Below are 23,127 nucleotides of genomic sequence, written 5' to 3' on the forward strand. Positions count from 1 at the left end.
AGGCCCGCACCGCCGGGAACGGCGATGCGGGCCTTTGCGCGCTGCTTCTAGTCGCCCTTCGCGGCCTTCTTCTCCTCCGCGTCCTCGATGACGGCCTCGGCCACCTGCTGCATGGACAGCCTGCGGTCCATCGAGGTCTTCTGGATCCAGCGGAAGGCGGCGGGCTCGGTCAGCCCGTACTGCGTCTGCAGGATGCTCTTGGCGCGGTCGACCAGCTTGCGCGTCTCCAGGCGCTGGGAGAGATCGGCGACCTCCTGCTCCAGCGTCTTCAGTTCGGTGAAGCGGGAGACGGCCATCTCAATGGCGGGCACCACGTCGCTCTTGCTGAACGGCTTCACCAGATACGCCATCGCCCCGGCGTCCCGGGCCCGCTCGACCAGCTCGCGCTGGGAGAAGGCGGTGAGCATGAGGACGGGGGCGATACGGTCGCCCGCGATGCGCTCGGCGGCGGAGATCCCGTCGAGGACCGGCATCTTCACATCGAGGATGACGAGGTCGGGGCGGTGCTCCTGAGCGAGCGCGACGGCCGTCTCACCATCGCCCGCCTCGCCGACGACGGAATACCCCTCCTCTTCGAGCATCTCCTTGAGGTCAAGGCGGATGAGGGCCTCGTCCTCGGCGATGACGACGCGGGTTGTCTGCGGCGGGACGTGCGACTGCGCGCCGGGGGCGTCAGCGGTGCTCACTGTGCTCCTCGTTTCCTGACAGGTGGGGGCACCACGAGCCTACCGAGCTGCGGTAAGGTGGACGCGCAGCGGGTCGTTGGTAACCTTCGATCCGTCGGCCCCGGTAGCCCAATTTGGCAGCAGGCAATGGATTCAAAACCCATACAGTGTCGGTTCGAGTCCGACCCGGGGCACTTTTCCTTCGATTCCAAGGTCACCTGAGAATCGTTCCTCTTCACCCGAAGAAGTGAACAATCCTTCGAACGAGCGCACAGCGACCGCGTTGCGGTCAAGCTCGCAATCGTGTACGACCTCGAAACACGCAAGCGAGCGCTCGCGCTCGTCGCCCAAGGACGCAGTCTCAACTCCGTAAGCAAGCAGACCGGGATATCCCGCGCCGCGATCCGTCAGTGGCAGATCCGGATCGAGCCCGCCTTACGCCTGGCCGATTGCCCCAGATGCGAGCCATCGCCGCGACCACCAGAAGCGGTCACCGCGTATGCGTATTTGCTCGGCCTCTACCTCGGCGACGGCTGCATCAGCCCCCTGCGGAAGGGCGTGTACTTCCTTCGCATCGCGTGCGCGGATGCCTGGCCAGGCCTCATTGATGCCTGCGCGGGCGCGATGGGCGCCGTACGCCCCCACAACAGCGTGTGCCGCATCCAACGGCAGGGGTGCGTCATGGTGACCAGCTACAGCAAGCACTGGCCGTGTCTGTTTCCCCAGCACGGTCCAGGCAAGAAGCACGACCGAGTCATCGCCTTGGAGCCGTGGCAGCAGGAAATCGTGGACGAATGCCCCTGGGAGTTCATCCGGGGGCTCTTCCACTCCGACGGCTGCCGCATCACCAACTGGACCACGCGGATCGTCGCGGGAGAGCGCAAGCGCTACGAATACCCCCGGTACTTCTTCACCAACAAGTCCGACGACATCCGCAAGCTCTGCTCCGACACCCTCACCAAGGTCGGCGTCGAGTGGACCACGCTCGCGCGCGGCAGCGATCCGTTCAATATCTCCGTCGCCCGCCGCGCCTCGGTCGCCCTCATGGACGCCCACGTCGGGCCGAAGCACTGAGGCGAGCCCCGCACTCCGGCTCAGGTAGCGCTAGCGCAGGTCGTCGGCGCCGATGTGGTGGACGCGGACCAGGTTGGTGGAGCCGGAGACGCCGGGCGGGGAGCCTGCCGTGATGATGACCAGGTCGCCTTTCTGGCAGCGGCCGAGCCGCAGCAGCTCCTCGTCGACCTGGGCGACCATCTCGTCCGTGGAGTCGACCTTGGGGCCGAGGAAGGTCTCGACGCCCCACGTCAGGTTGAGCTGGGAGCGGGTGCCCGGTTCCGGGGTGAAGGCGAGGAGCGGGATCGGGGAGCGGTAGCGGGAGAGGCGGCGGACGGTGTCGCCGGACTGGGTGAAGGCGACCAGGAACTTGGCGCCGAGGAAGTCGCCCATCTCGGCGGCCGCGCGGGCGACCGCGCCGGCCTGGGTGCGGGGCTTGCTGCGCTCGGCGAGTGTGGGGAGGCCCTTGGCGAGGATGTCCTGCTCGGCGGCGGCGACGATGCGGCCCATGGTCTTGACGGTGACGATGGGGTATTTCCCGACGCTGGTCTCGCCGGAGAGCATCACCGCGTCCGTGCCGTCGATGACCGCGTTGGCGACATCGGATGCCTCGGCCCGCGTGGGGCGGGAATTGTCGATCATCGACTCGAGCATCTGGGTCGCGACGATCACCGGCTTGGCGTTCCGCTTCGCCAGCTTGATCGCGCGCTTCTGCACGATCGGCACCTGCTCGAGCGGCATTTCGACGCCGAGGTCGCCGCGGGCGACCATGATGCCGTCGAAGGCGTCGACGATGCCTTCCAGGTTCTCGACCGCCTGCGGCTTCTCGATCTTTGCGATGACGGGGAGCCGGCGGTCCTCCTCGGCCATCACGCGGTGGACGTCCACGACGTCGTTGCCGTTGCGGACGAATGAGAGGGCGATGATGTCGGCGCCGGTCTGCAGCGCCCAGCGCAGGTCCTCGATGTCCTTCTTGGAGAGCGCGGGGACCGAGACGGCGACGCCGGGGAGGTTGAGGCCCTTGTGGTCGGAGACCATGCCGCCCTCGATGACGATGGTGTGCACCCGCGGTCCGTCGATGTCGACAACCTCGAGGGTGACACGGCCGTCGTCGACGAGGATGCGCTCGCCCTTGCTGACGTCGCCGGCCAGCCCCTCGTAGGTGGTGGAGCAGCGGTGCTGGTCGCCCTCGATGGGTTCGACGGTGATGGTGAACTCGTCTCCGCGTTCAAGGAGTACGGGCCCCTCGCGGAAGCGGCCGAGCCGAATCTTCGGACCTTGAAGGTCGGCGAGGACGCCGACGCTGCGACCGGTTTCCAGCGAGGCTTTGCGCACTCGCCGGTAACGCTCCTCGTGCTCAGCGTAGGTGCCATGGCTGAGGTTGAGGCGAGCCACATCCATTCCGGCTTCGATGAGTGCCTTGATCTGCTCATACGAGTCGGTCGCGGGTCCCAAGGTACAGACGATTTTTGCTCGGCGCATGTCGCCGAGCCTATGACTTACCGACGAGTAGAGAACCGAGAAGTGCGCAGTCCTCCATGACCTTTACATGTCTTGTTGTCGACAACTAATGAAACGTGCAGGCGGTCGCTCCGATGAGCAATGAAAGGGTCGTTCACAGTTCCGGGCGGGTCATGGTGAAGCGCGCGTTGACGTGCGCGTATACGGTCTGGCGCTCCGGTTCCAGGTCCAGGGCCGGGGCAGCGGCCTCGGCGGAGCCCGCGTAGCCGGACCGGCTGCGGGGGGAGGCGGCCGCGACCGGGACCATGGGGCTCTGCTCGGCCTCCAGGTCGGCGAGTTCGACGAGGGCGACGAGCCGGGCGCCCAGCGCCTCGGCGTACTCACGGGCGCGCTGCACCGCCTCCCGTACGGCCTGCCGGCGCGCCTCGCCGTGCGCGGGAGAGTCGGGGCGCAGCCCCCACCAGGGGCCGTCGACCCGGGTGAGTTCGAGGTCGGCGAGGCGGGTGGTGAGTTCGCCCAGCGCGGTGAAGTCGGTGACGGTCGCGCCGAGATGTACGCGGCCGTGGTAGGCCCGTACGCGCTCGTGGCGGCCCTTGGCGAGTTCGGGGTGGACGGCGAAGGCGCCCGTCTCCAGCTTCTCGACCGCCTCGCCGTAGGACTTGACGAGTTCGAGGACCTGGTTGTTGCGGCGGGTGAGATCTTCCAGCGCGGTGCGCCGGTCGGCGCCGCGTGCGCTGACGGTGATGCCGATGCGGGCGATCTCGGGGTCGACTTCGAGGCGTGCCTCGCCGCGGACGGCGACGCGCGGGGTGTCGGGGGTGCCGTAGGGGACGGGGACGGTGGCGGGCTGCGAAGGCTGTGCGGGCTGGTCCATGGCGGGGCTCCCTGGGGTCTTCCGGGGTGTGGTGGACGGAGGTGTGGACGATGCGTATCACGCGGCGGTGCGGGGCCTCGAGCGGTTGACGCTCCCTCACAGGCCCCTGGGCACAATCGGATCGAAACCTGACGGGGGTGTTGCGGAGGGGCACGGCTGCGCCAGAATCTACGCGCGTTGTGCCCCAAGGGAGGGCCCGCATACCGCAGGGGAGAAGAGATGCCGCTCAACCGTAGGACGTTTCTGGGCCGCTCGGCGGCGACGGGTGCGGGGGTCGCTCTGGCAGGAGGCGCGGCCGCCGCCCCGGCCGAGGCGCAGGGGCACCAGGGCCCGGAGCGGAATCGGAAGCGGTACGCGTTCACCGTCATGGGCACCACCGATCTGCACGGCAACGTCTTCAACTGGGACTATTTCACCGACGCCGAGTTCGACGACAAGGCGCACAACGATGTCGGCCTGGCGAAGATCTCCACGCTGGTGGAGCAGGTCCGCATGGAGAAGGGCCGCCGCAATACGCTGCTGATCGACGCGGGCGACACCATCCAGGGCACCCAGTTGTCGTACTACTACGCCAAGGTGGACCCGATCACGGGCGCGAACGGCCCGGTGCACCCCATGGCGCAGGCCATGAACGCGATCGGATATGACGCGGCGGCGCTCGGCAATCATGAGTTCAACTACGGCATTCCGGTGCTGCGGAAGTTCGAGGAACAGTGCGACTTCCCGCTGCTGGGCGCGAACGCGCTGGACGCGAAGACGCTCCGGCCGGCCTTCCCGCCGTACTGGATGACCCGGCTGCGCACTCCCTGCGGGCGCGGGGTGAAGGTGGCGGTGCTGGGGCTCACCAACCCCGGCATCGCGATCTGGGACAAGGCCAATGTGCAGGGGAAGATGACCTTCCCGGGCCTTGAGGAGCAGGCCGCGAAGTGGGTGCCGCGGCTGCGGTCGATGGGCGCGGATGTGGTGATCGTCTCGGCGCATTCGGGTACCAGCGGCACCTCCAGCTACGGCGACCAGGTGCCGTATGTCGAGAACGCGGCGGCGCTGGTGGCCGAGCGGGTGCCGGGCATCGACGCGATTCTGGTCGGCCATGCGCATGTGGAGATTCCCGAGTCGCGGGTGGTGAACAAGGAGACGGGGCGTGAGGTCGTGCTCTCCGAGCCGCTCAAGTGGGGCCAGCGGCTGACCCTCTTCGACGTCGAGGTGGAGTGGGACCGGGGCCGCTGGCAGGTGACGTCGGTGGCGGCGACGGTGCTGAACTCCGGCACCGTCGAGGAGGACCCGCGGATCGTGGGGCTGCTCGGCGATGAGCACAAGAAGGTCGTGGGCTACGTCAATCAGGTGATCGGCACGTGTTCGGCGGCGATGGCGGCCACCGAGGCGCCGTACCAGGACGCCTCGATCATCGACTTCATCAACCATGTGCAGGCGGAGACGGTGAAGGCGGCGCTGGCGGGGACGGCGTACGCGGCGCTGCCGGTGCTCTCCCAGGCGTCGTGCTTCTCGCGGACGGCGGCGATTCCGGCCGGTGAGGTCACGATCCGGCAGGTGGCGGGGTTGTATCCGTTCGAGAACACCCTGGAGGCACGGGTGCTGACGGGGGCGCAGCTCAAGGACTATCTGGAGTTCTCGGCGCGGTATTACGTGCAGACCGCGGCGGGCGGCGATGTGGACCCGGGGAAACTGACGAACGCGGCGGGCACCCCGGACTACAACTATGACGCGGTCAGCGGGGTGACGTACGAGATCGACATCGCGAAGCCGGCCGGTTCGCGGATCGACGGGCTGAGCTTCGAGGGCAAGCCGATCGACCCGAAGGCGCAGTTCGTGCTGGCGGTGAACAATTACCGGGCGAGCGGCGGCGGCAATTTCCCGCATGTGGCCTCCGCCCAGCAGGTGTGGTCGAACTCGGAGGAGATCCGTAACACGATCATCGGGTGGGTGAAGGCGCGGGGGACGATCGATGTGTCGCGGTTCGCGTCGGTGGACTGGAAGCTGACGCGAGACGGCACCCCGGTCTTCCCGGCCGCGGGTGCGGGTGCGTAGAGCCTCCGCCGCCCTGCCGGGGGGTCAGGTCCGGGTGCGGGCGAACCGGTCGCGCTGATCGGGGAGGATCCGGCCGCCGATGACGGAGCCGCACGGCCCTGACGGCTGAAGGCCGAACGTGGTGAACGCGGTGCGCGAGGGCAGTGGATAGGCGGGCTCCGCCGTCACCCCGTTGAGGATGACGGCGGAGCGCCAGGCCGCCAGGCCCAGGTCGGGGGTGCCGACGCCATGGGTGTGGCGCTCCGCGTTCTGGACGTACACCGCGCCCTTGATCATGGGGTCGAGGACGAGGCGGTGGTCGGTGTCGACGCGAGGACGCTCGGAGGAGTCCCGGCGGACGTACGGGTCGAGGGCGGCGAGCAGCGTGTCGACGCGGCGCTCGCGGTAGCCGGTGGCGAGGACGACGGCCTCGGTGGTGTGACGGGTCCGGGTGCCTTGCTCCGCGTGTTCCAGATGGAGTTCGAGGCGGGCGGCGGCGATCCGGCCGGCGGTGCGGACGGTGACGTTGGGGGTGAGGACGGCGCCGGGCCAGTCGCCCAGGTGCTGGGCGCGGCGGTAGAGCTCGTGGTGGATGGCGTCGATGGTCTCGTGGGCGATGCCCTTGTAGAGCTGCCACTGCCGGGGCAGCAGCTGGTCCCGCATCGCCTCGGGGAGCGTGTGGAAGTAGCGGGTGTAGTCGGGGCTGAACTGCTCCAGGCCCAGCTTGCTGTATTCCATGGGGGCGAAGGCGGGGGTGCGGGCGAGCCAGTGAAGGCCCTCGGCGCCCAGCGGCCGGTTGCGGAGCAGGTCGAGGAAGACCTCGGCGCCGGACTGGCCGGAGCCGATGACGGTGATCTGGCCGGTGGCCAGCAGCCGCTCGCGGTGCTCCAGATAGTCGGCGGAGTGGAGGACGGGGACGCCCGGGGCGTCGGCGAGGGGGCGCAGGGGTTCGGGGACATACGGCTCGGTGCCGACGCCGAGGACGAGGTTGCGGGCGTAGGCGCGGCCCAGGGCCTCGCCCTCGCCGTCCGGGCCGAGCCGGGTGAAGTCGATCTCGAACAGCTCGCCTTCGTGGTCCCAGCGGACGGCGTCGATCTGGTGGCTGAAGTGGAGGCCGGGGAGCTGTTCGCTGACCCAGCGGCAGTAGGCGTCGTACTCGGCGCGTTCGATGTGGAAGCGCTCGGCGACGTAGAAGGGGAACAGCCGGTCGTGGGTCTTGAGGTAGTGGAGGAAGCTCCAGGGGCTGCCGGGGTCGGCGAGGGTGACCAGGTCGGCCAGGAAGGGGACTTGGATCGTCGCGCCGTCGATGAGGAGGCCGGGGTGCCAGTGGAAGGCGGGCCGCTGGTCGTAGAAGGCGGTGCGCAGGGTGGGGACGCCGTGGGCGAGGGCGGCCAGGGAGAGGTTGAACGGGCCGATGCCGATGCCGGCGAGGTCCAGCGGCACGTCGGGGGCAGGTTCGTGCTCGGGGGTGGAGGTGGGGGGTTGTGCGGTGCTCATGGCGTGCTGCCTTCCACGAGTGCGAGCAGCCCGCGCAGATCGTCGGGCTGCGTGTGCGGGTTGAGAACGGTGGCCTTGAGCCACAGCCCCTCGGGCGTGGCGGCGCGGCCGAGGACGGCCGTGCCGTCGTAGAGCAGGCGGCGGCGCAGCGCGGCGACGGCGGAGGGCCGTGCTCCGTTGGGGCGGAAGAGGACGGTGCTGATGGTGGGGTGGGCGTGGAGTTCGAGCCGCGGGCTGGCCTCGATGAGCTCCGCGAGATGCCGGGCGGTGGCGCAGACGCGGTCGATCAGCTCTCCGAGGCCGCGGCGGCCCAGCGCGCGCAGGGTGACGGCGATCTTGAGGATGTCGGGGCGGCGGGTGGTACGGAGCGAGCGGCCGAGCAGATCGGGGATGCCGGCCTCGATGTCGTCGTGGGCGTTGAGATAGTCGGCTTGGTGCGCGAGCGGGGCCAGGGCGGCGGTGTCGGGGACGGCGAGGAGGCCCGCGGCGACCGGCTGCCAACCGATCTTGTGCAGGTCGAGGGTGACGCTGCGGGCGCGGTCGAGCCCGTCGAGCCGGTCGCGCAGGGCGTCGCTGAACAGCAGCGGTCCGCCGTAGGCGGCGTCGATGTGGAGAGCCGCGGCGTGGCGGTCGCACACGTCGGCGATGCGTGGAAGGGGGTCGATGGCCCCGGTGTCGGTGGTGCCGGCGGTGGCCACGGTGAGGATGGGCTGGCCGGGCAGTGCGCCGAGCGCGTCGTCGAGGCAGGCCGGGTCGAGAACGCCGGCGGGGGTGGGCAGAGTGAGCGGGGCGGGCAGCCCGAGCAGCCAGGCGGCGCGATGGACGCTGTGGTGGGCGTTGGCGCCGCAGACGATCCGAAGCGGAGTGGCGGCCCCGGCGATGCGGGCCGCCTCGCGGGCCAGCACCAGGGCGAGCTGGTTGGACTCGGTGCCGCCGGTGGTGACCAGGGCGTCCGGGGCGAGGCCATGGGGGTGGACAAGCCGGGCCAGCGCGCGGCAGGCTCCCGCCTCCAGCTCGCAGGCGGCGGGGGCCTGATCCCAGGAGTCGAGGGACGGGTTGAGCGCGGAGACGGCAAGATCGGCCGCGGCGGCGACGGCGAGCGGCGGCCCGTGCAGATGGCCCGCGCAGCGCGGATCGGCCGGATCGGCGGTCCCCGCGGCGAGCACGCGTACCAGCGCCCGCAGCGCGCCGTGCGCCCCCTCGCCGACGACGGGGATGACCGGCTCCGCCGCGTCCCTCACCCGTCGCGCGACGGCCACGGGCCCACCGGCCGGAAGCGGACCGATCCGCTCGGCGCCCCCCGCGGCGAGGGCGTCCAGGACGGTCTCCACCATCGGCCGGAGCGCGTCCGGACCCCCGCTCCCCCCGGCGAGGAGGCGGTCGGTCCCGGTCACGGGCACAGGCATGAATGTGCCCCTCGTCTAGAAGTCCGGCAGGTGGGAGCCTGCCTCAACGTACTTCCCCCCGCAGCGGTTCGGCCGATGGCGGGGTGAGGTCCACCCGTACGTGGGACACCCCGGCCCGCCACGTTGATCGCCCCCCCCCGGCGCCCCCGGCACCCCGGCGCCCCGGCGCCGCCGAGTGCTGCGTGGCGGCAGCCGCGCCGCCGGGGTCACGCCCCCGGCGCGCGCGGCGCGCCACCCGGCACAGCTGCGGACGGCACGCGCGGCGACGCACGGAAGCAGCGCGGTTCGGCGCCCTCGGCACGGGGCGGGGCACGGGGCTGCGCCCGGCGGGAGCGCCACCCCCGTGCGCGGCGACGCCCGCCGCAAGTGCGAGCGACGCACAGGGCCGGGCGACACCCGGTCCCTCCCGCCGAGCGAGCCGCACCGCGGCACCGTGGCGTGGGACCGCAAACGCGGTTCGGCGCGACCCCGGCTGGCGGGGACGCCCCGCCGGAGGCGAGCCGCACCGCGCCGCCGTGGCGCGGCCACTCGCCCCGGCCGCGAGCGCCGGGGCCGTGCGCGCCGGGCCGCGAGCGCCGGGCCGTGCGCGGCGCCGGCCGCCCCGCTGGAGCGGTGCCCCAAGGTGACGCCCGGCGGGAGCGCCACCCCCGTGCGCGGCGACGCCCGCCGCAAGTGCGGGCGACGCACAGGGCCGGGCGACGCCCGGTCCCTCCCGCCGAGCGAGCCGCACCGCGGCACCGTGGCGCGGCCACTCGCCCCGGCCGCAAGCGCCGGGCCGTGCGCGCCGCCGGCCGCCCCACCGGGGCGGCGTCCCCCGGCGCGCGCCACGGGTGCAGGTGGCGCCCAGCGTGCTGGGGCGCGCCCCCGTCGGACGGCGGCGGCGGGTGGCCCGGCGCGCTGCCGGGCGGGCCGGTGGGCAGCGTGAGCGCCCACCGGCGAGAGGCGGGCACGGGCGTCGTGCGCGACGGCCGTGCCCGCTCCGGCCTACTCCCCTCGCTTCTCCCAGTTCTCGCGCACCCGCAGCGCGCGCCGCAGATCGTCGATCTGGTCGGCGAGCCGGCGGCGCAGGGCGGGGACGGCGTCGGTGTGCTTCAGGCACTCCTCCCCCAGCCGCAGGGTCCGCGGGTCCACCGTGGTCGGGAAGGCCCAGCGGGCGACGGCGTCGCCGATGGCTGGGCCGCGGCGGGTGGCGACGGCGACGCCGGCCGGGAAGTAGCGGGGGACGTAGTCGGCGAGCAGGTCGTGGTGTTCGGGCTGCCAGAAGCCGGTGGCGGTGGCGGTGACGAGGTAGTTGGAGAGGCCGGGGCCGTCGTCCTCACCGAACAGGGCCTGCCACGCGGCCGCCTTGGCGTCCGGGTCGGGCAGCGCGGCCCGGCAGCGGGCGGCGCCCTCCTGTCCGGTGGCGCTGGTGTCGCGGGCGAGTTCGGCGTCGATGTCCGCGGGGCCGGCGGCGCCGAGGACGGCGAGGCGGGTGAGGATCTGCCAGCGCAGTTCGGGGTCGAGGCTGGGGCCGCCTGGGACGGTGTCGCCGTCGAGCCAGTCGGTGAGCTCGGCGGGGGCGGTGGCGCTGTCGATGAAGGTGCGTACGGCGGCGAGCCGCAGGCCGGGCCCGGTGCCGTCCTCGGTGCGGCGCAGGAGGTCGCGGCAGGTGGCGCCGAGGGTGGCGAGGGCGGCGGGGCGCTGGTCGGCGGGGAGGTAGCGGTCGGCGATCCAGGTGCGGGCGAAGGCGAGCACGCCTTGAACGATCGCTATGTCGGTCTCGCGCGGCAGGTGGGCGCGGGCGGCGTCGAGGTAGTCGGCGGGCGCGAGGTCGCCGTCGCGGACCATGTCGCGGGCGGCGTTCCAGATGACGGCGCGGCTGACGGCGTCGGGGAGGCCGGACAGGGAGCGGACGACGGCCTTCCAGGATCCGGGGTCGAGGCGGATCTTGGTGTAGGTGAGGTCGCCGTCGTTGAGGAGGAGGAGATCGGGGCGGGGGCCGGTGAAGGAGAGGGTGAGGGTGGGATCGGCGCCGGTCAGTTCGGCTTCGACGCGCTTGCGCAGCACGAGCTGGTGCGGGGCGGCGGGCGCGTGATCGTAGAGGCCGATGGCGATGCGGTGCGGGCGGCCGCCCGTGCCGTCCCTGTCGCTCTCGTGGCGGATTTCGGCGCTCCATCGGTCGCCGTTGGCGGTGATGGCGGGGGTGAGGGTGTCGACGCCGGTGGTGCGCAGCCAGCTGTCGGCCCAGGCGTGGACGTCGCGGCCGGAGGCGCGGGCGAGGGAGTCGATGAAGTCGGCGAGGGTGGCGTTGCCGAACCGGTGCCGGGTGAAGTGGTCGTTGATGCCGTCGAGAAAGTCCTTCTCGCCGAGCCAGGCGACGAGCTGACGCAGCGCGGAGGCGCCCTTGGCGTAGGAGATGCCGTCGAAGTTGAGGCGGGCGGCGGCGGTGTCGGGGACGAGTTCGGGGGTGGGGGCGACGGGGTGGGTGGAGGGGCGCTGGTCGGCGTCGTAGCCCCAGTTCTTGCGGCGGACGCCGAAGTCGGCCCAGGTGTCCGTGTAGCGGGTGGCCTCGGTGAGGGTCTGGTAGCCCATGTATTCGGCGAAGGACTCGTTGAGCCAGATGTCGTCCCACCACTTCATGGTGACGAGGTCGCCGAACCACATATGGGCCATCTCGTGGGCGATGACCATGGCGCGGGTCTGCCGCTCGGCGTCGGTGACGGCGGAGCGGTAGATGAATTCGTCGCGGAAGGTGACGAGGCCGGGGTTCTCCATGGCGCCGGAGTTGAACTCGGGCACGAAGGCCTGGTCGTAGGAGTCGAAGGGGTAGGGCTCGGTGAAGATCTCGTGGTAGCGGTCGAAGCAGCGCCGGGTGATGTCGAAGAGTTCGTCGGCGTCTGCTTCGAGGTGGGGGGCCAGCGAGCGGCGGACATGCAGTCCGAAGGGGAGTCCGGCGTGCTCGGTGCGCACGGAGTGGTACGGGCCGGCGGCCAGCGCCATCAGATAGGTGCTGATGGGCGGGGTGGGCGCGAGCTCCCAGCGGCCTTCGGCGGGGTCGCCGACGCGGCTGGCGATGCCGTTGCCGAGGACGGTCCACTCGGGCGGGGCGGTGACGCGGACGTCGAAGGCGGCCTTGAGGTCGGGCTGGTCGAAGGCGGCGAAGACGTCTTTCGCGTCGGCCATGCAGCACATGGTGTAGAGGTAGGTCTCGCCGTCGGCGGGGTCGGTGAAGCGGTGCATGCCTTCGCCGGTGTGCGAGTAGCGCATGTCCGTCTCGACGCGCAGCTCGTGATCGCCCTCGGTGAGGGCGGTGAGCGGGAGCCGCCCGTCGGCGAGTGGCCCGGCGGCGTCGGCGAGGTCGAGCTCCCGGCCGTCGAGCACGGCGCGGTGGAGGGTGGCCGGGTTGAGTTCGACGAAGGTGTCCGTGCCCGCCTCGCGCGCGCTGAAGCGGATGGTCGTGGTGGAGCCGAAGAGCTCGTCGCCACGGGTCAGGTCGAGGTCGATGGTGTAGCGGTGGACCTCGATGAGGCGGGCTCGGGTCTGCGCTTCCTCGCGCGTCAGTACGGACATGGGGACATGCTGCCCTACGTGTGGCGGGCCGCACACGGTTGGGAAGAGGTTGCCGGGCGCGGAGGGCCGTACCGGTGCGCGACGGGTATGCGCCCTCCCCGTGTGCGCGGGGCGGCGTCACCGATCCGGCCGCCGGGCGGGCCCCTGACCGCGCCCTCCCCGCGTGCGCGGGGCGGCGGCCGGGCGGGTGTCAGGAGCGGGCGATGGTCTCGTGGTGCCGGATGACCTCGGCGATGATGAAGTTGAGCAGCTTCTCGGCGAAGGCCGGGTCGAGTTTGGCGCTCTCGGCCAGCTCGCGCAGCCGGGCGATCTGGCGCGCCTCGCGGGCCGGGTCGGCCGGGGGGAGCTTGTGGGCGGCCTTGAGGTGGCCGACCTGCTGGGTGCACTTGAAGCGCTCGGCGAGCATATGGACCACGGCCGCGTCGATGTTGTCGATGCTGTCGCGCAGCCGGGCCAGCTCGGCGCGCACGGATTCCTCGACTCCGTCGTTGGTGCGGGTCGCGTCCGGTTCGGCGGTGCGGTGGGTCTCGCTGTGCGTCATGGCCCCCGACCCTATGACAGTGACGCGGAAAGGGGCCGCCCAGCCCCCGGTGGGGGGTTGCGAAGGGGGCGGGGCGGCCGGGGGGGGCCGCCCCCGGTGCGGCCCCTTCCACCGTGAAGGAGTGACCTGGGCGGGGAGAGGTTCCACTTCTTGCCCGACTTTCCCGCTCCCGGATCGACTTTCCCGCTCTCGGATCGACTTTCCCGCTCGCGGCCCCCGCCACGTCCGGCCTCGCTACCCTCCCTGGCATGATCGCGACGCTTCAGTGCACCGTCATCGATTGCCCCGACCCTGCCGCGCTGGCCGCCTTCTACGGCCGGATTCTGGGCTGGCGGCTGGACGACAGCGACCCCGAATGGGCGACCCTCACTTCCGCGGACGGCCAGCGGCTGGCCTTTCAGCTGGCGCCGGATCACCAGCCGCCGCACTGGCCGGACCCGGCGCGTCCGCAACAGTTCCATCTGGACTTCGATGTGGACACGGTGGAGGACGTGGAGCGGGCACAGCGCGAGGTGATCGAGCTGGGTGCGACGTTCCTGCACGACAGCGGCGGGGAGCGGTCGGGGTTCCGGGTCTTCAGCGATCCGGCCGGGCATCCCTTCTGCATCTGTTACGGACAGAGCAGCCGAGAACGCCGACCGGGGCCGGCGCGCGGTGCGCCGGCCCCGGTGCGGGGTGGGTGGGGATCAACCGCCGAGCTGGGCCGCGCCCGCCTTGATGTCCTTGGCGAAGGTGCTGACCTCGGTGTAGACGCCGGGCTTGCCGGGGCGTGCGCAGCCCTCGCCCCAGCTGACGATGCCGACCTGGATCCACTGGCCGCTGTCGTCCTTGCGGAACATGGGGCCGCCGGAGTCGCCCTGGCAGGTGTCCACGCCGCCTTCCCTCATCTTTCCGGCGCAGATCTCCTCGCCGGGGACGAGGTCGCGGTAGGCCGAGCCGCAGGTGGCGTCGTCGACGAACGGCACGGTGGCCTTGAGCAGATAGCGCTGCTGGCCGCCGCCCTCGACGGCGGCGCCCCAGCCCGCGACGGTGAAGTCGCCGTTGTTGTAGGCGTCGGTCTCGGCGAGCTTCAGGGTGGGCTGGCTGATCGGCTTGGCGAGCTTGATGAGCGCCCAGTCCTTGCCCTGCCCGTTGTAGCCGGGAGCCTGGAGCACCCGGGTGGACTTGACCTTGATGGCGCTGGGGCTCTGGAGGTCGACGACGCCGGCGGTGGCGGTGATGGAGGTGTTGGCCCCGCTGCCATTCACACAGTGGGCGGCGGTGAGGACGATGTCATTGGTGTAGAGGGCTCCGCCACAGCCCATGGAGAGCCGGACCATGAAGGGGAATTCGCCCTGTGCGGCGCGGGTGCCGCCGACGACGGAGGGGCTGGGTTCGGGGCCGGTGGCCTGGGCTATCGCGCTGCCGGGGGTCAGGCTGAAGGCGGCGAGGGCGACCGCGCCGAGGGCCGAGGCTCTCTTGAGGTGGGTCAGGAGATTCCGCAACGGATTTCCTTTCGTGGGGGGTTGGCCGCGAATGTCAGGCTCATGCCAATTCGCACATCCGGGAATCCGCCTCCGAAGCCCCGTGGGGTGAGCCCGTGAAACGCCCTGTGATTATCTGAAGCGGGTGAACGGGGTGGCAAGGGTCGCTTTCCGGCCAGCCCGGCCTACTGGCGTCCGCGAAATACGCCCGTAAGGTTGAGTTCGGACAGGGCGCGCGGCGGGACGACGGGGCACGGGGTGACGGCGTGGCGGCACCGGGCAGCGACATCGAGCACGGATATCCCCATCTGGACACCGTCCGGGCCGCGATCACCGCGCTCTACCGGCGGCTCTCCCGGGACACCGTGGACACCTTCGGGCTCAGCGTGGTCCCCGGCGATGTGGCCTTCTCCGACCAGGACGACCTTCACCTCGGCGTTCAGCGGATCGCCCGCGTCATGGTGCGGCATCTGCGGCTGCCCGATGCCCGGATGATCGTGAGCTTCCGGGAGATGCGGCATGCGGGGAATGTGGAGCTGGCGGCCGGGCCCGAGTACTTCATCGAGCTCAACTCCCGCTTCAAGTCACATCGGCGCGACATCGGCGCGGCACTCGCCCATGAAGTAACGCATGTGTATCTTCACCGGCTCGATCTGACGTTCCCCGGCACACGCGACAACGAGATCCTCACCGATACCACCGCAGCCTATCTGGGCACGGGCTGGTTGCTGCTCGACGCCTACCGTCAAGACGCGGTTTCCAGCCAGAAACTCGGCTATCTGACGCCGGAGGAATTCGGCTATGTGCTCGCCAAGCGGGCGCTGCTCTTCGAGGAGGACCCGGCCCTGTGGTTCACCAGCCCGCAGGCGTACGAGGCGTACACCAAGGGCCTGGAGCTGGCGCGCCGCGATGAGCGGCAGCCGCCGCTGTCCGCCGCCGGATGGGCGGGCCGCCTGCGCTACGCCAAGGACCGCCGGGCGGCCCGGAGCCGGGCCGAGGCCGACCCCCGCGCCCAGAGCCATCAGGTGCCCACCGGCGGCGACTACGTCTTCGAGGGCGGCGCCCCGCTCAGCGTCTCCTTCCCCTGCCCGACCTGCCGTCAGCGGATCCGGGTCCCGGTGCGCGGCCGGCTGCGGGCCCGCTGCGGGCTGTGCCGTTCGGTGCTGGAGTGCGACACCTGACGGCGGCGCCGCACCTCGTGTGGGGGCGCTGGAGCGCACCTGAGGTCGTACGCTCGCGTGCATGAGCCCCTCCATCGCCACCAACACCCGTGTCGCCCTGGACGAGCTGCTGGAGTTCGTCCGACCGCGCCACCGTGCCATCCTGATGACCCGCCGGGCCGACGGCTCACCCCAGGCCTCCCCGCTGACCTGCGGCGTCGACGACTCCGGACGGATCGTCGTCTCCACCTATCCGGAGCGCGCCAAGGTGCGTAACGCCCGCCGCGACCCGGCCGTGAGCCTCGTCGTGCTGTCCGACGAGTGGAACGGGCCGTGGGTCCAGATCGACGGCACCGCCGAGGTGATCGACCCGCCGGAGTCCGTCGAGCCGCTGGTCGAGTACTACCGCAATATCGCGGGCGAGCATCCGGACTGGGACGAGTACCGCGAGGCCATGCGCAAGCAGGGCAAGTCGCTGATCCGGATCGCCCCCGAGCGCTGGGGCCCGGTGGCCACCGGCGGCTTCCCCGCCCGCCTGGTCGAGGGCGAGGAGGGATGAGGTTCAGCACTCCCCCGACCGGCCGTAGAGGATGATCCGCATCCCGGTCACGTCCCTGACGGCGCATCGGTGGAAGTGCTGGGCCAGCACCTCTCGTTTCACCCTCTCCTGAGGGGTGTCGTCCAGCGGCCGGCCGGGCGGGTCGTTCACCGTGACGATCCGCCCGACCGTCAGCATGCGGGCCCGGATCTGGGGCGCGGGCAGCTCGATGCCGTGCAGCGTGCCCGAGGGGATCGCGTGCCGAGCCAGGGCCAGCTCCTTGAGCCCGCGGAATTCCTCCGGGCTGGACATGATCGGCTCCCGGCGGCGCGCGGGCATGAAGAGCACGCCGTCGCCGGGCCGGCTGAGCTCCCGTACGGCGCGGGCGGCCGCGATGGGGTTGTCCAGCCGGCTCTGCGGGATCCCTCGCAGACGCAGTCGAGTTCGGCGAGCACATGGGTGGAGATCGCCACGGTGGTGCCGTGTTCGGCGGCCTCGGCCATGAGGGCGCCCATCATCCGGCGGCGGCGCGGCGGATCCTGATCGGACATCGGCTCGGAGTGATGGCATCCCGCCGAGGGGTCAGACCCCAGAGGTCAGGCCGATAGACGTGCCGATAGACGTGCCGAAACGCCACGCGGCGCCGCCCCCGGTCGGGAGGGGGAGGCGCCGCGCGGCCGGTCCGTACGCCGTTGTACGGGCGGAGCTTGGGAGAGGTCTGACCGAGTGGGTCAGACCATGAGGGCCCGGTCCGTCGGGCGGATGGGAGCGGGCAGCGCGCTGGTGCCCGCCAGGTAGCGGTCCACGCCGCGCGCCGCGGAGCGGCCCTCGGCGATGGCCCAGACGATCAGCGACTGGCCGCGGCCCGCGTCGCCCGCCACGAAGACCCCGTCCACACTGGTGGCGAAGTCGGCGTCGCGCGCGATGTTGCCGCGCTCGTCCAGCTCCAGGCCGAACTGCTCGACCAGGCCGTTCTCCCGGTCGGTGCCGGTGAAGCCCATGGCCAGGGTGACCAGCTGGGCCGGGATCTTCCGCTCGGTGCCCGGCTTCTGCTCCAGCTTGCCGTCCTTGAACTCCACCTCGACCAGGTGCAGCCACTGGACATTGCCGTCCTCGTCACCCTCGAAGTGGGTGGTGGAGACGGCATAGACCCGCTCACCGCCCTCCTCGTGCGCCGAGGTGACCTTGTAGAGCATCGGGAAGGTAGGCCAGGGCTGGTTGGCGTTCCGCTCCTCGCCCGGCCTCGGCATGATCTCCAGCTGGGTGACGGAGGCGGCGCCCTGGCGGTGGGCGGTGCCGACGCAGTCCGCGCCGGTGTCGCCGCCGCCGATCACCACGACATGCTTGCCCTCGGCGCTGATGGGGGACGTGGTGAGGTCCCCCTCCTGCACCTTGTTGGACAGCGGCAGGTACTCCATCGCCTGGTGGATGCCGTTCAACTCACGACCGGGCACCGGCAGATCCCGGGCCATGGTGGCCCCGGCCGCGATGACCACCGCGTCGTAGCGCCTGCGGAGCTTCGCCGCGTCGATGTCGCGGCCGATCTCCGTCTCGGTACGGAACTTGGTGCCCTCCGCGCGCATCTGCTCGATGCGGCGGTTGATGTGGCGCTTCTCCATCTTGAACTCGGGGATGCCGTACCGCAGCAGCCCGCCGATGCGGTCGGCCCGCTCGTAGACGGCGACCGTGTGGCCGGCGCGGGTCAGCTGCTGGGCGGCGGCCAGACCCGCCGGGCCCGAGCCGATGACGGCGACGGTCTTGCCGCTCAGCCGCTCGGGCGGCTGCGGGGTGACGTCGCCCGCCTCCCACGCCTTGTCGATGATGGTGACCTCGACGTTCTTGATGGTCACCGCGGGCTGGTTGATGCCGAGGACACACGCCGACTCGCACGGAGCCGGGCACAGCCGCCCGGTGAACTCCGGGAAGTTGTTCGTGGCGTGCAGCCGCTCGCTGGCCTCGCGCCAGTCCCCGCGGTAGGCGTAGTCGTTCCACTCGGGGATGAGGTTCCCCAGCGGACAGCCGTTGTGACAGAACGGAATGCCGCAGTCCATGCACCGGCCGGCCTGCTTGCTGATGATCGGCAGCAGGGAGCCGGGGACGTAGACCTCGTTCCAGTCCTTGACGCGCTCGTCCACCGGGCGGGTCTTGGCGACCTCGCGGTCAGTGGTCAGAAAGCCCTTGGGATCAGCCATTGGTCGCCGCCTCCATCATCTTCTCGGTGGTCTCGGACTCGGAGAGCCCGGCTCGCTCGGCGGCGTCCTTGGCGGCGAGCACTGCTCGGTAGGTAGCAGGGATGATCTTGCTGAAGCGGGTGAGGGCGCCGTCCCAGTCCTCGAGCAGCGCGCCCGCGACGGTGGAGCCGGTCTCCTCGTGGTGGCGGCGCACCGCGTCGTGCAGCCACTGCTTGTCGGTGTCGTCCAGCTCGCCGACGGCGCTGATGAGCTCGCCGTTGACGTTGTCCCGGTCGAGGTCGATGACGTACGCGATACCGCCGGACATACCGGCCGCGAAGTTACGCCCGGTGGGGCCGAGGACGACCGCCCGGCCGCCGGTCATGTACTCGCAGCCGTGGTCACCCACGCCCTCGGAAATGACGGTCGCACCGGAGTTGCGGACGCAGAACCGCTCGCCCACCCGGCCGCGCAGGAACATCTCGCCGCCGGTCGCGCCGTAGGCGAGGGTGTTGCCCGCGATGGTCGAGTACTCGGCGAGATGGTCGGCGCCCCGGTCCGGGCGGACGATCACCCGGCCGCCGGACAGTCCCTTGCCGACGTAGTCGTTGGCGTCGCCCTCCAGCCGCAGGGTGACGCCGCTGGGGAGGAACGCGCCGAAGGACTGGCCGGCCGAGCCGGTGAAGGTGATGTCGATGGTGTCGTCCGGCAGGCCCGCACCGCCGAACTTCCGGGTCACCTCATGGCCGAGCATGGTGCCGACGGTCCGGTTGATGTTGCGGATGGCGACCTGCGCGCGGACCGGCTGGGCCGCCTCGGCGCTCTCCGCGTTCAGCGCGTCGGCCGCGAGCTTGATCAGCTCATTGTCGAGCGCCTTCTCCAGACCGTGGTCCTGCGCGACCGCCTGGTGCCGTACGGCGCCGTCGGGCAGCTCCGGCACGTACAGCAGCGGGCCGAGGTCGAGGCCCTGGGCCTTCCAGTGCTGGACGGCCCGGGTGGTGTCGAGCAGCTCGGCGTGGCCGATGGCCTCGTCCAGCGTGCGGAAGCCCAGCTCGGCGAGGAGCTCACGGACCTCCTCGCCGATGAACTGGAAGAAGTTCACCACGAACTCGGCCTTGCCGGTGTAGCGCTCGCGCAGCACCGGGTTCTGGGTGGCGATGCCGACCGGGCAGGTGTCCAGGTGGCACACGCGCATCATGACGCAGCCGGAGACGACCAGCGGCGCGGTCGCGAAGCCGAACTCCTCGGCGCCCAGCAGCGCGGCGATGATCACGTCGCGGCCGGTCTTCAGCTGACCGTCGGTCTGCACGACGATGCGGTCGCGCAGTCCGTTGAGCAGCAGCGTCTGCTGGGTCTCGGCCAGGCCCAGCTCCCAGGGGCCGCCCGCGTGCTTGAGCGAGGTGAGCGGCGAGGCGCCGGTGCCGCCGTCGTGGCCGGAGATCAGCACCACATCGGCGTGCGCCTTGGAGACGCCCGCGGCGACGGTGCCGACGCCGACCTCGGAGACCAGCTTGACGTGAATGCGCGCCTGCGGGTTGGCGTTCTTCAGGTCGTGGATCAGCTGGGCGAGGTCCTCGATCGAGTAGATGTCGTGGTGCGGCGGCGGGGAGATCAGGCCGACGCCCGGGGTGGAGTGCCGGGTCTTGGCGACCCAGGGGTAGACCTTGTGGCCGGGCAGCTGGCCGCCCTCGCCGGGCTTGGCGCCCTGCGCCATCTTGATCTGGATGTCGTCGGCGTTGACCAGGTATTCGCTGGTCACGCCGAAGCGGCCGGAGGCGACCTGCTTGATCGAGGAGCGCCGCGCCGGGTCATGCAGCCGGTCGGAGTCCTCGCCGCCCTCGCCGGTGTTGGATTTGCCGCCGAGCTGGTTCATGGCGATGGCCAGCGTCTCGTGCGCCTCCTGGGAGATGGAGCCGTACGACATGGCGCCGGTGGAGAACCGCTTGACGATCTCGCTGACCGGCTCGACCTCCTCGATCGGGATCGAGGGACGGTCGCTCTTGAAGCCGAACAGACCGCGCAGCGTCATCAGGCGCTCGGACTGCTCGTTCACCCGCTCGGTGTACTTCTTGAAGATGTCGTAGCGGCGGGCGCGGGTGGAGTGCTGGAGCCGGAAGACCGTCTCGGGGTCGAACAGATGCGGCTCGCCCTCGCGGCGCCACTGGTACTCGCCGCCGATCTCCAGCGCCCGGTGGGCGGAGGGGACGCCGCTGGCCGGGTACGCCTTGGCGTGCCGGGCGGCGACCTCCTTGGCGATGATGTCCAGGTCCGCGCCGCCGATCTTGGTGGCGGTGCCGTGGAAGTAGGTCTCCACGAAGGACTCGTCCAGGCCGACGGCCTCGAAGACCTGGGCGCCCCGGTAGGAGGCCACGGTGGAGATGCCCATCTTGGACATCACCTTCAGGACGCCCTTGCCGAGCGCCTTGATGAGGTTCTTGATCGCGGTCTCGGGCTCCACGCCCGGCAGGAAGGTGCCGGCGCGGACCAGGTCCTCGACCGACTCCATCGCCAGGTAGGGGTTGACGGCCGCGGCGCCGTAGCCGATCAGCAGCGCGACATGGTGCACCTCGCGCACATCGCCCGCCTCGACCAGCAGCCCCACCTGGGTGCGCTGCTTGGTGCGGATGAGGTGGTGGTGCACGGCGGAGGTGAGCAGCAGCGAGGGGATCGGCGCGTGCTCGGCGTCCGAGTGGCGGTCGGAGAGCACGATGAGCCGGGCGCCGTCCTCGATGGCGCGGTCGGCCTCGGCGCAGATCTCGGCCAGCCGGGCGGCGAGCGCCTGACCGCCACCACCGACCCGGTACAGGCCCGACAGATTCACGGCCTTCAGCCCCGGCATGTCGCCGTCGGCGTTGATGTGGATGAGCTTGGCCAGCTCATCGTTGTCGATCACCGGGAAGGGCAGGCGGACGCTGCGACAGGAGGCCGCGGTGGGCTCCAGCAGATTGCCCTGCGGGCCCAGCGAGGAGATCAGCGAGGTGACCAGCTCCTCGCGGATCGCGTCCAGCGGCGGATTGGTGACCTGCGCGAACAGCTGGGTGAAGTAGTCGAAGAGCAGCCGCGGCCGCTCGGAGAGGGCGGCGATCGGCGAGTCCGTGCCCATCGAGCCGATCGGCTCGGCGCCGGTCTTGGCCATCGGCGCGAGCAGGACGCGCAGCTCCTCCTCGGTGTAGCCGAAGGTCTGCTGGCGGCGGGTGACCGAGGCGTGGGTGTGCACGATGTGCTCCCGCTCGGGGAGGTCGGCCAGGCCGATCAGACCGGCCTCCAGCCACTCGCCGTACGGCTGCTCGGCGGCGAGCTCGGCCTTGATCTCGTCGTCCTCGATGATGCGGTGCTCGGCGGTGTCGACCAGGAACATCCGCCCCGGCTGCAGCCGGCCCTTGCGGACCACCTTGGCCGGGTCGATGTCCAGGACACCGACCTCGGAGGAGAGCACGACCAGGCCCTCGTCGGTCACCCAGTAGCGCCCGGGCCGCAGGCCGTTGCGGTCCAGCACGGCGCCGACCTGGGTGCCGTCGGTGAAGGTGATACAGGCCGGGCCGTCCCAGGGCTCCATCATCGTGGAGTGGTACTGGTAGAAGGCGCGCCGGGCCGGGTCCATGGAGGCGTGGTTCTCCCATGCCTCGGGGACCATCATCAGCACGCTGTGCGGCAGCGAGCGCCCGCCGAGGTGCAGCAGTTCCAGGACCTCGTCGAAGGTCGCGGAGTCGGAGGCGTCCGGGGTGCACAGGGGGAAGATCCGGTCCAGCCCCTTGTCCCCGAACAGGTCGCTGACCAGCTGGGACTCGCGTGCCCGCATCCAGTTGCGGTTGCCCTGCACCGTGTTGATCTCGCCGTTGTGGGCGACGAAGCGGTACGGGTGGGCCAGCGGCCAGCTGGGGAAGGTGTTGGTGGAGAACCGGGAGTGGACCAGCGCGATGGCCGTGGCGAAGCGGCGGTCGGACAGGTCCGGGAAGAACGGCTCCAGCTGGCCCGTGGTCAGCATGCCCTTGTAGACGAGGGTGCGGGAGGACAGCGACGGGAAGTAGACGTCCACCTCGCGCTCGGCGCGCTTGCGCAGCATGAACGCCTTGCGGTCCAGCGCCACGCCGGTGCTGGCCCCGTCGGTGACGAAGAGCTGGGCGAAGGCGGGCATGGTGGTGCGGGCGCCGTTGCCCAGCAGCTCGGGGGCGACCGGCACCTCGCGCCAGCCGAGGACGGTCAGGCCCTCGTCGACGGCGATCCGCTCGATCCGGCCCACGGCGTCGGCGCGGTCGGCCTCCTCGCCCGGCAGGAACGCGATACCCACGGCGTAGGAACCGGCTTCCGGCAGCTCGAAGCCGGTGACGGTCTCGCGCAGGAAGGCGTCCGGGACCTGCACGAGGATGCCCGCGCCGTCGCCCGAGTCGGGCTCCGAGCCGGTGGCTCCGCGGTGCTCCAGATTGCGCAGCACGGTGAGAGCCTGCTCCACGAGCTCATGGCTGGCCTCGCCGGTGAGGGTCGCCACGAAGCCGACGCCACAGGCGTCGTGCTCATTTCGCGGGTCGTACATCCCCTGGCGGGCGGGGTGGGATGCGGAACGCATCGGCTCTCCCGTCGTCGTCATGGCAATTGCTTGTGCCGAGGGACGACGTTGGCCCTCCGCGAGAATTTCGTGCAGGTTACATGATGGGTAGTTTCTCGGGAAGTGGAAATGCCATTCCACCATGTGGACACCCCTGCACGAGGGTGCAAGCGGGCAATAG

15 protein-coding genes, 1 tRNA gene and 2 pseudogenes are annotated in these 23,127 nt (G+C 71.1%); 6 read left to right on the forward strand and 12 right to left on the reverse strand.

Annotated elements, in window-relative coordinates:
• Window positions 1-47: 47 nt before the first annotated feature.
• Window positions 48-686: a response regulator gene (locus ABZU99_RS12065; RefSeq protein WP_355939530.1), complete on the reverse strand. Its 639-nt coding sequence runs from the start codon at window positions 684-686 to the stop codon at window positions 48-50.
• A gap of 97 nt (window positions 687-783) precedes the next feature.
• Between ABZU99_RS12065 and ABZU99_RS12070 the strand changes: the two genes are divergently transcribed.
• Both ABZU99_RS12070 and ABZU99_RS12075 read left to right on the forward strand, forming a co-directional pair.
• A tRNA-Leu gene (locus ABZU99_RS12070) sits at window positions 784-859 on the forward strand.
• 109 nt (window positions 860-968) lie between these two features.
• Entirely contained in the window at window positions 969-1,739 is a 771-nt protein-coding gene (locus ABZU99_RS12075; RefSeq protein ID WP_356046840.1) for a helix-turn-helix domain-containing protein, read from the forward strand.
• A 30-nt stretch (window positions 1,740-1,769) separates the two neighbouring features.
• Here ABZU99_RS12075 and pyk read toward each other — a convergent pair whose 3' ends face one another.
• Both pyk and ABZU99_RS12085 read right to left on the reverse strand, forming a co-directional pair.
• Window positions 1,770-3,200 carry a pyruvate kinase gene (pyk, locus tag ABZU99_RS12080; RefSeq protein WP_356046838.1) on the reverse strand — a complete coding sequence of 477 codons (1,431 nt, stop codon included), beginning with the start codon at window positions 3,198-3,200 and terminating at the stop codon, window positions 1,770-1,772.
• 133 nt (window positions 3,201-3,333) lie between these two features.
• Entirely contained in the window at window positions 3,334-4,053 is a 720-nt protein-coding gene (locus tag ABZU99_RS12085) for an SIMPL domain-containing protein (protein WP_355939521.1), read from the reverse strand.
• Between the two features lie 219 nt (window positions 4,054-4,272).
• On the opposite strand from ABZU99_RS12085, the gene ABZU99_RS12090 reads away from it, so the two are divergent.
• Window positions 4,273-6,099: a 5'-nucleotidase C-terminal domain-containing protein gene (locus ABZU99_RS12090; RefSeq protein ID WP_356046835.1), complete on the forward strand. Its 1,827-nt coding sequence runs from the start codon at window positions 4,273-4,275 to the stop codon at window positions 6,097-6,099.
• A gap of 24 nt (window positions 6,100-6,123) precedes the next feature.
• Here ABZU99_RS12090 and ABZU99_RS12095 read toward each other — a convergent pair whose 3' ends face one another.
• The 4 genes from ABZU99_RS12095 to ABZU99_RS12110 all read right to left on the reverse strand — a co-directional run bounded on the left by ABZU99_RS12095 (window position 6,124) and on the right by ABZU99_RS12110 (window position 13,071).
• The gene (locus ABZU99_RS12095; protein WP_356046833.1) at window positions 6,124-7,575 is read right to left on the reverse strand and encodes a SidA/IucD/PvdA family monooxygenase; all 1,452 of its coding nucleotides are present in this window, start codon (window positions 7,573-7,575) and stop codon (window positions 6,124-6,126) included.
• Window positions 7,572-8,981: a pyridoxal-dependent decarboxylase gene (locus tag ABZU99_RS12100; protein ID WP_355939512.1), complete on the reverse strand. Its 1,410-nt coding sequence runs from the start codon at window positions 8,979-8,981 to the stop codon at window positions 7,572-7,574. Before ABZU99_RS12100 ends, ABZU99_RS12095 begins: the two co-directional genes overlap by 4 nt.
• Before the next feature lie 984 nt (window positions 8,982-9,965).
• A complete protein-coding gene (gene pepN / locus ABZU99_RS12105; protein WP_356046831.1) occupies window positions 9,966-12,530 on the reverse strand; it encodes an aminopeptidase N in 2,565 nt (854 codons plus the stop codon).
• Window positions 12,531-12,720: 190 nt separating this feature from the next.
• Window positions 12,721-13,071 (reverse strand): chorismate mutase, encoded by a 351-nt coding sequence (locus ABZU99_RS12110; protein ID WP_356046829.1) that lies wholly within the window; start codon window positions 13,069-13,071, stop codon window positions 12,721-12,723.
• Window positions 13,072-13,319: 248 nt separating this feature from the next.
• Here ABZU99_RS12110 and ABZU99_RS12115 point away from each other — a divergent pair.
• Window positions 13,320-13,691 (forward strand): annotated as a pseudogene (locus ABZU99_RS12115) (VOC family protein); the annotation flags it as partial.
• Between the two features lie 66 nt (window positions 13,692-13,757).
• Here ABZU99_RS12115 and ABZU99_RS12120 read toward each other — a convergent pair.
• Window positions 13,758-14,555, reverse strand: coding sequence for a serine protease (locus ABZU99_RS12120; protein ID WP_355939500.1), 798 nt, complete (start codon window positions 14,553-14,555; stop codon window positions 13,758-13,760).
• A 245-nt stretch (window positions 14,556-14,800) separates the two neighbouring features.
• On the opposite strand from ABZU99_RS12120, the gene ABZU99_RS12125 reads away from it, so the two are divergent.
• A complete protein-coding gene (locus ABZU99_RS12125) occupies window positions 14,801-15,715 on the forward strand; it encodes a hypothetical protein (RefSeq protein WP_355939497.1) in 915 nt (304 codons plus the stop codon).
• A gap of 61 nt (window positions 15,716-15,776) precedes the next feature.
• Window positions 15,777-16,253 carry a PPOX class F420-dependent oxidoreductase gene (locus tag ABZU99_RS12130; RefSeq protein WP_356046827.1) on the forward strand — a complete coding sequence of 159 codons (477 nt, stop codon included), beginning with the start codon at window positions 15,777-15,779 and terminating at the stop codon, window positions 16,251-16,253.
• 3 nt (window positions 16,254-16,256) lie between these two features.
• On the opposite strand, the gene ABZU99_RS12135 is transcribed toward ABZU99_RS12130, so the two are convergent.
• The 4 genes and pseudogenes from ABZU99_RS12135 to gltB all read right to left on the reverse strand — a co-directional run bounded on the left by ABZU99_RS12135 (window position 16,257) and on the right by gltB (window position 22,934).
• The gene (locus ABZU99_RS12135; RefSeq protein ID WP_356046825.1) at window positions 16,257-16,544 is read right to left on the reverse strand and encodes a hypothetical protein; all 288 of its coding nucleotides are present in this window, start codon (window positions 16,542-16,544) and stop codon (window positions 16,257-16,259) included.
• 113 nt (window positions 16,545-16,657) lie between these two features.
• A pseudogene (locus tag ABZU99_RS12140) lies at window positions 16,658-16,789 on the reverse strand (ABC transporter ATP-binding protein); the annotation flags it as partial.
• 174 nt (window positions 16,790-16,963) lie between these two features.
• Window positions 16,964-18,424, reverse strand: a complete 1,461-nt coding sequence (locus ABZU99_RS12145; RefSeq protein WP_355939491.1) for a glutamate synthase subunit beta — start codon at window positions 18,422-18,424, stop codon at window positions 16,964-16,966.
• On the reverse strand, window positions 18,417-22,934 hold the full coding sequence (gene gltB / locus ABZU99_RS12150; RefSeq protein ID WP_356046868.1) for a glutamate synthase large subunit: 4,518 nt from the start codon (window positions 22,932-22,934) through the stop codon (window positions 18,417-18,419). The genes ABZU99_RS12145 and gltB overlap by 8 nt, the downstream gene beginning before the upstream one ends.
• Window positions 22,935-23,127: the final 193 nt, after the last annotated feature.

This window comes from Streptomyces sp. NPDC005266 (genome assembly GCF_040607655.1).
Lineage (GTDB): Bacteria > Actinomycetota > Actinomycetes > Streptomycetales > Streptomycetaceae > Streptomyces.

Excerpts from the sequence above, each read along its gene's own strand:
- ABZU99_RS12130 (WP_356046827.1), top strand. The coding sequence starts at position 15,777 with ATGAGCCCCTCCATCGCCACCAACACCCGTGTCGCCCTGGACGAGCTG.
- ABZU99_RS12110 (WP_356046829.1), bottom strand. The coding sequence starts at position 13,071 with ATGACGCACAGCGAGACCCACCGCACCGCCGAACCGGACGCGACCCGC.
- ABZU99_RS12085 (WP_355939521.1), bottom strand. The coding sequence starts at position 4,053 with ATGGACCAGCCCGCACAGCCTTCGCAGCCCGCCACCGTCCCCGTCCCC.
- pyk (WP_356046838.1), bottom strand. The coding sequence starts at position 3,200 with ATGCGCCGAGCAAAAATCGTCTGTACCTTGGGACCCGCGACCGACTCG.
- ABZU99_RS12095 (WP_356046833.1), bottom strand. The coding sequence starts at position 7,575 with ATGAGCACCGCACAACCCCCCACCTCCACCCCCGAGCACGAACCTGCC.
- pepN (WP_356046831.1), bottom strand. The coding sequence starts at position 12,530 with ATGTCCGTACTGACGCGCGAGGAAGCGCAGACCCGAGCCCGCCTCATC.
- gltB (WP_356046868.1), bottom strand. The coding sequence starts at position 22,934 with ATGTACGACCCGCGAAATGAGCACGACGCCTGTGGCGTCGGCTTCGTG.
- ABZU99_RS12135 (WP_356046825.1), bottom strand. The coding sequence starts at position 16,544 with ATGTCCAGCCCGGAGGAATTCCGCGGGCTCAAGGAGCTGGCCCTGGCT.
- ABZU99_RS12090 (WP_356046835.1), top strand. The coding sequence starts at position 4,273 with ATGCCGCTCAACCGTAGGACGTTTCTGGGCCGCTCGGCGGCGACGGGT.
- ABZU99_RS12100 (WP_355939512.1), bottom strand. The coding sequence starts at position 8,981 with ATGCCTGTGCCCGTGACCGGGACCGACCGCCTCCTCGCCGGGGGGAGC.
- ABZU99_RS12145 (WP_355939491.1), bottom strand. The coding sequence starts at position 18,424 with ATGGCTGATCCCAAGGGCTTTCTGACCACTGACCGCGAGGTCGCCAAG.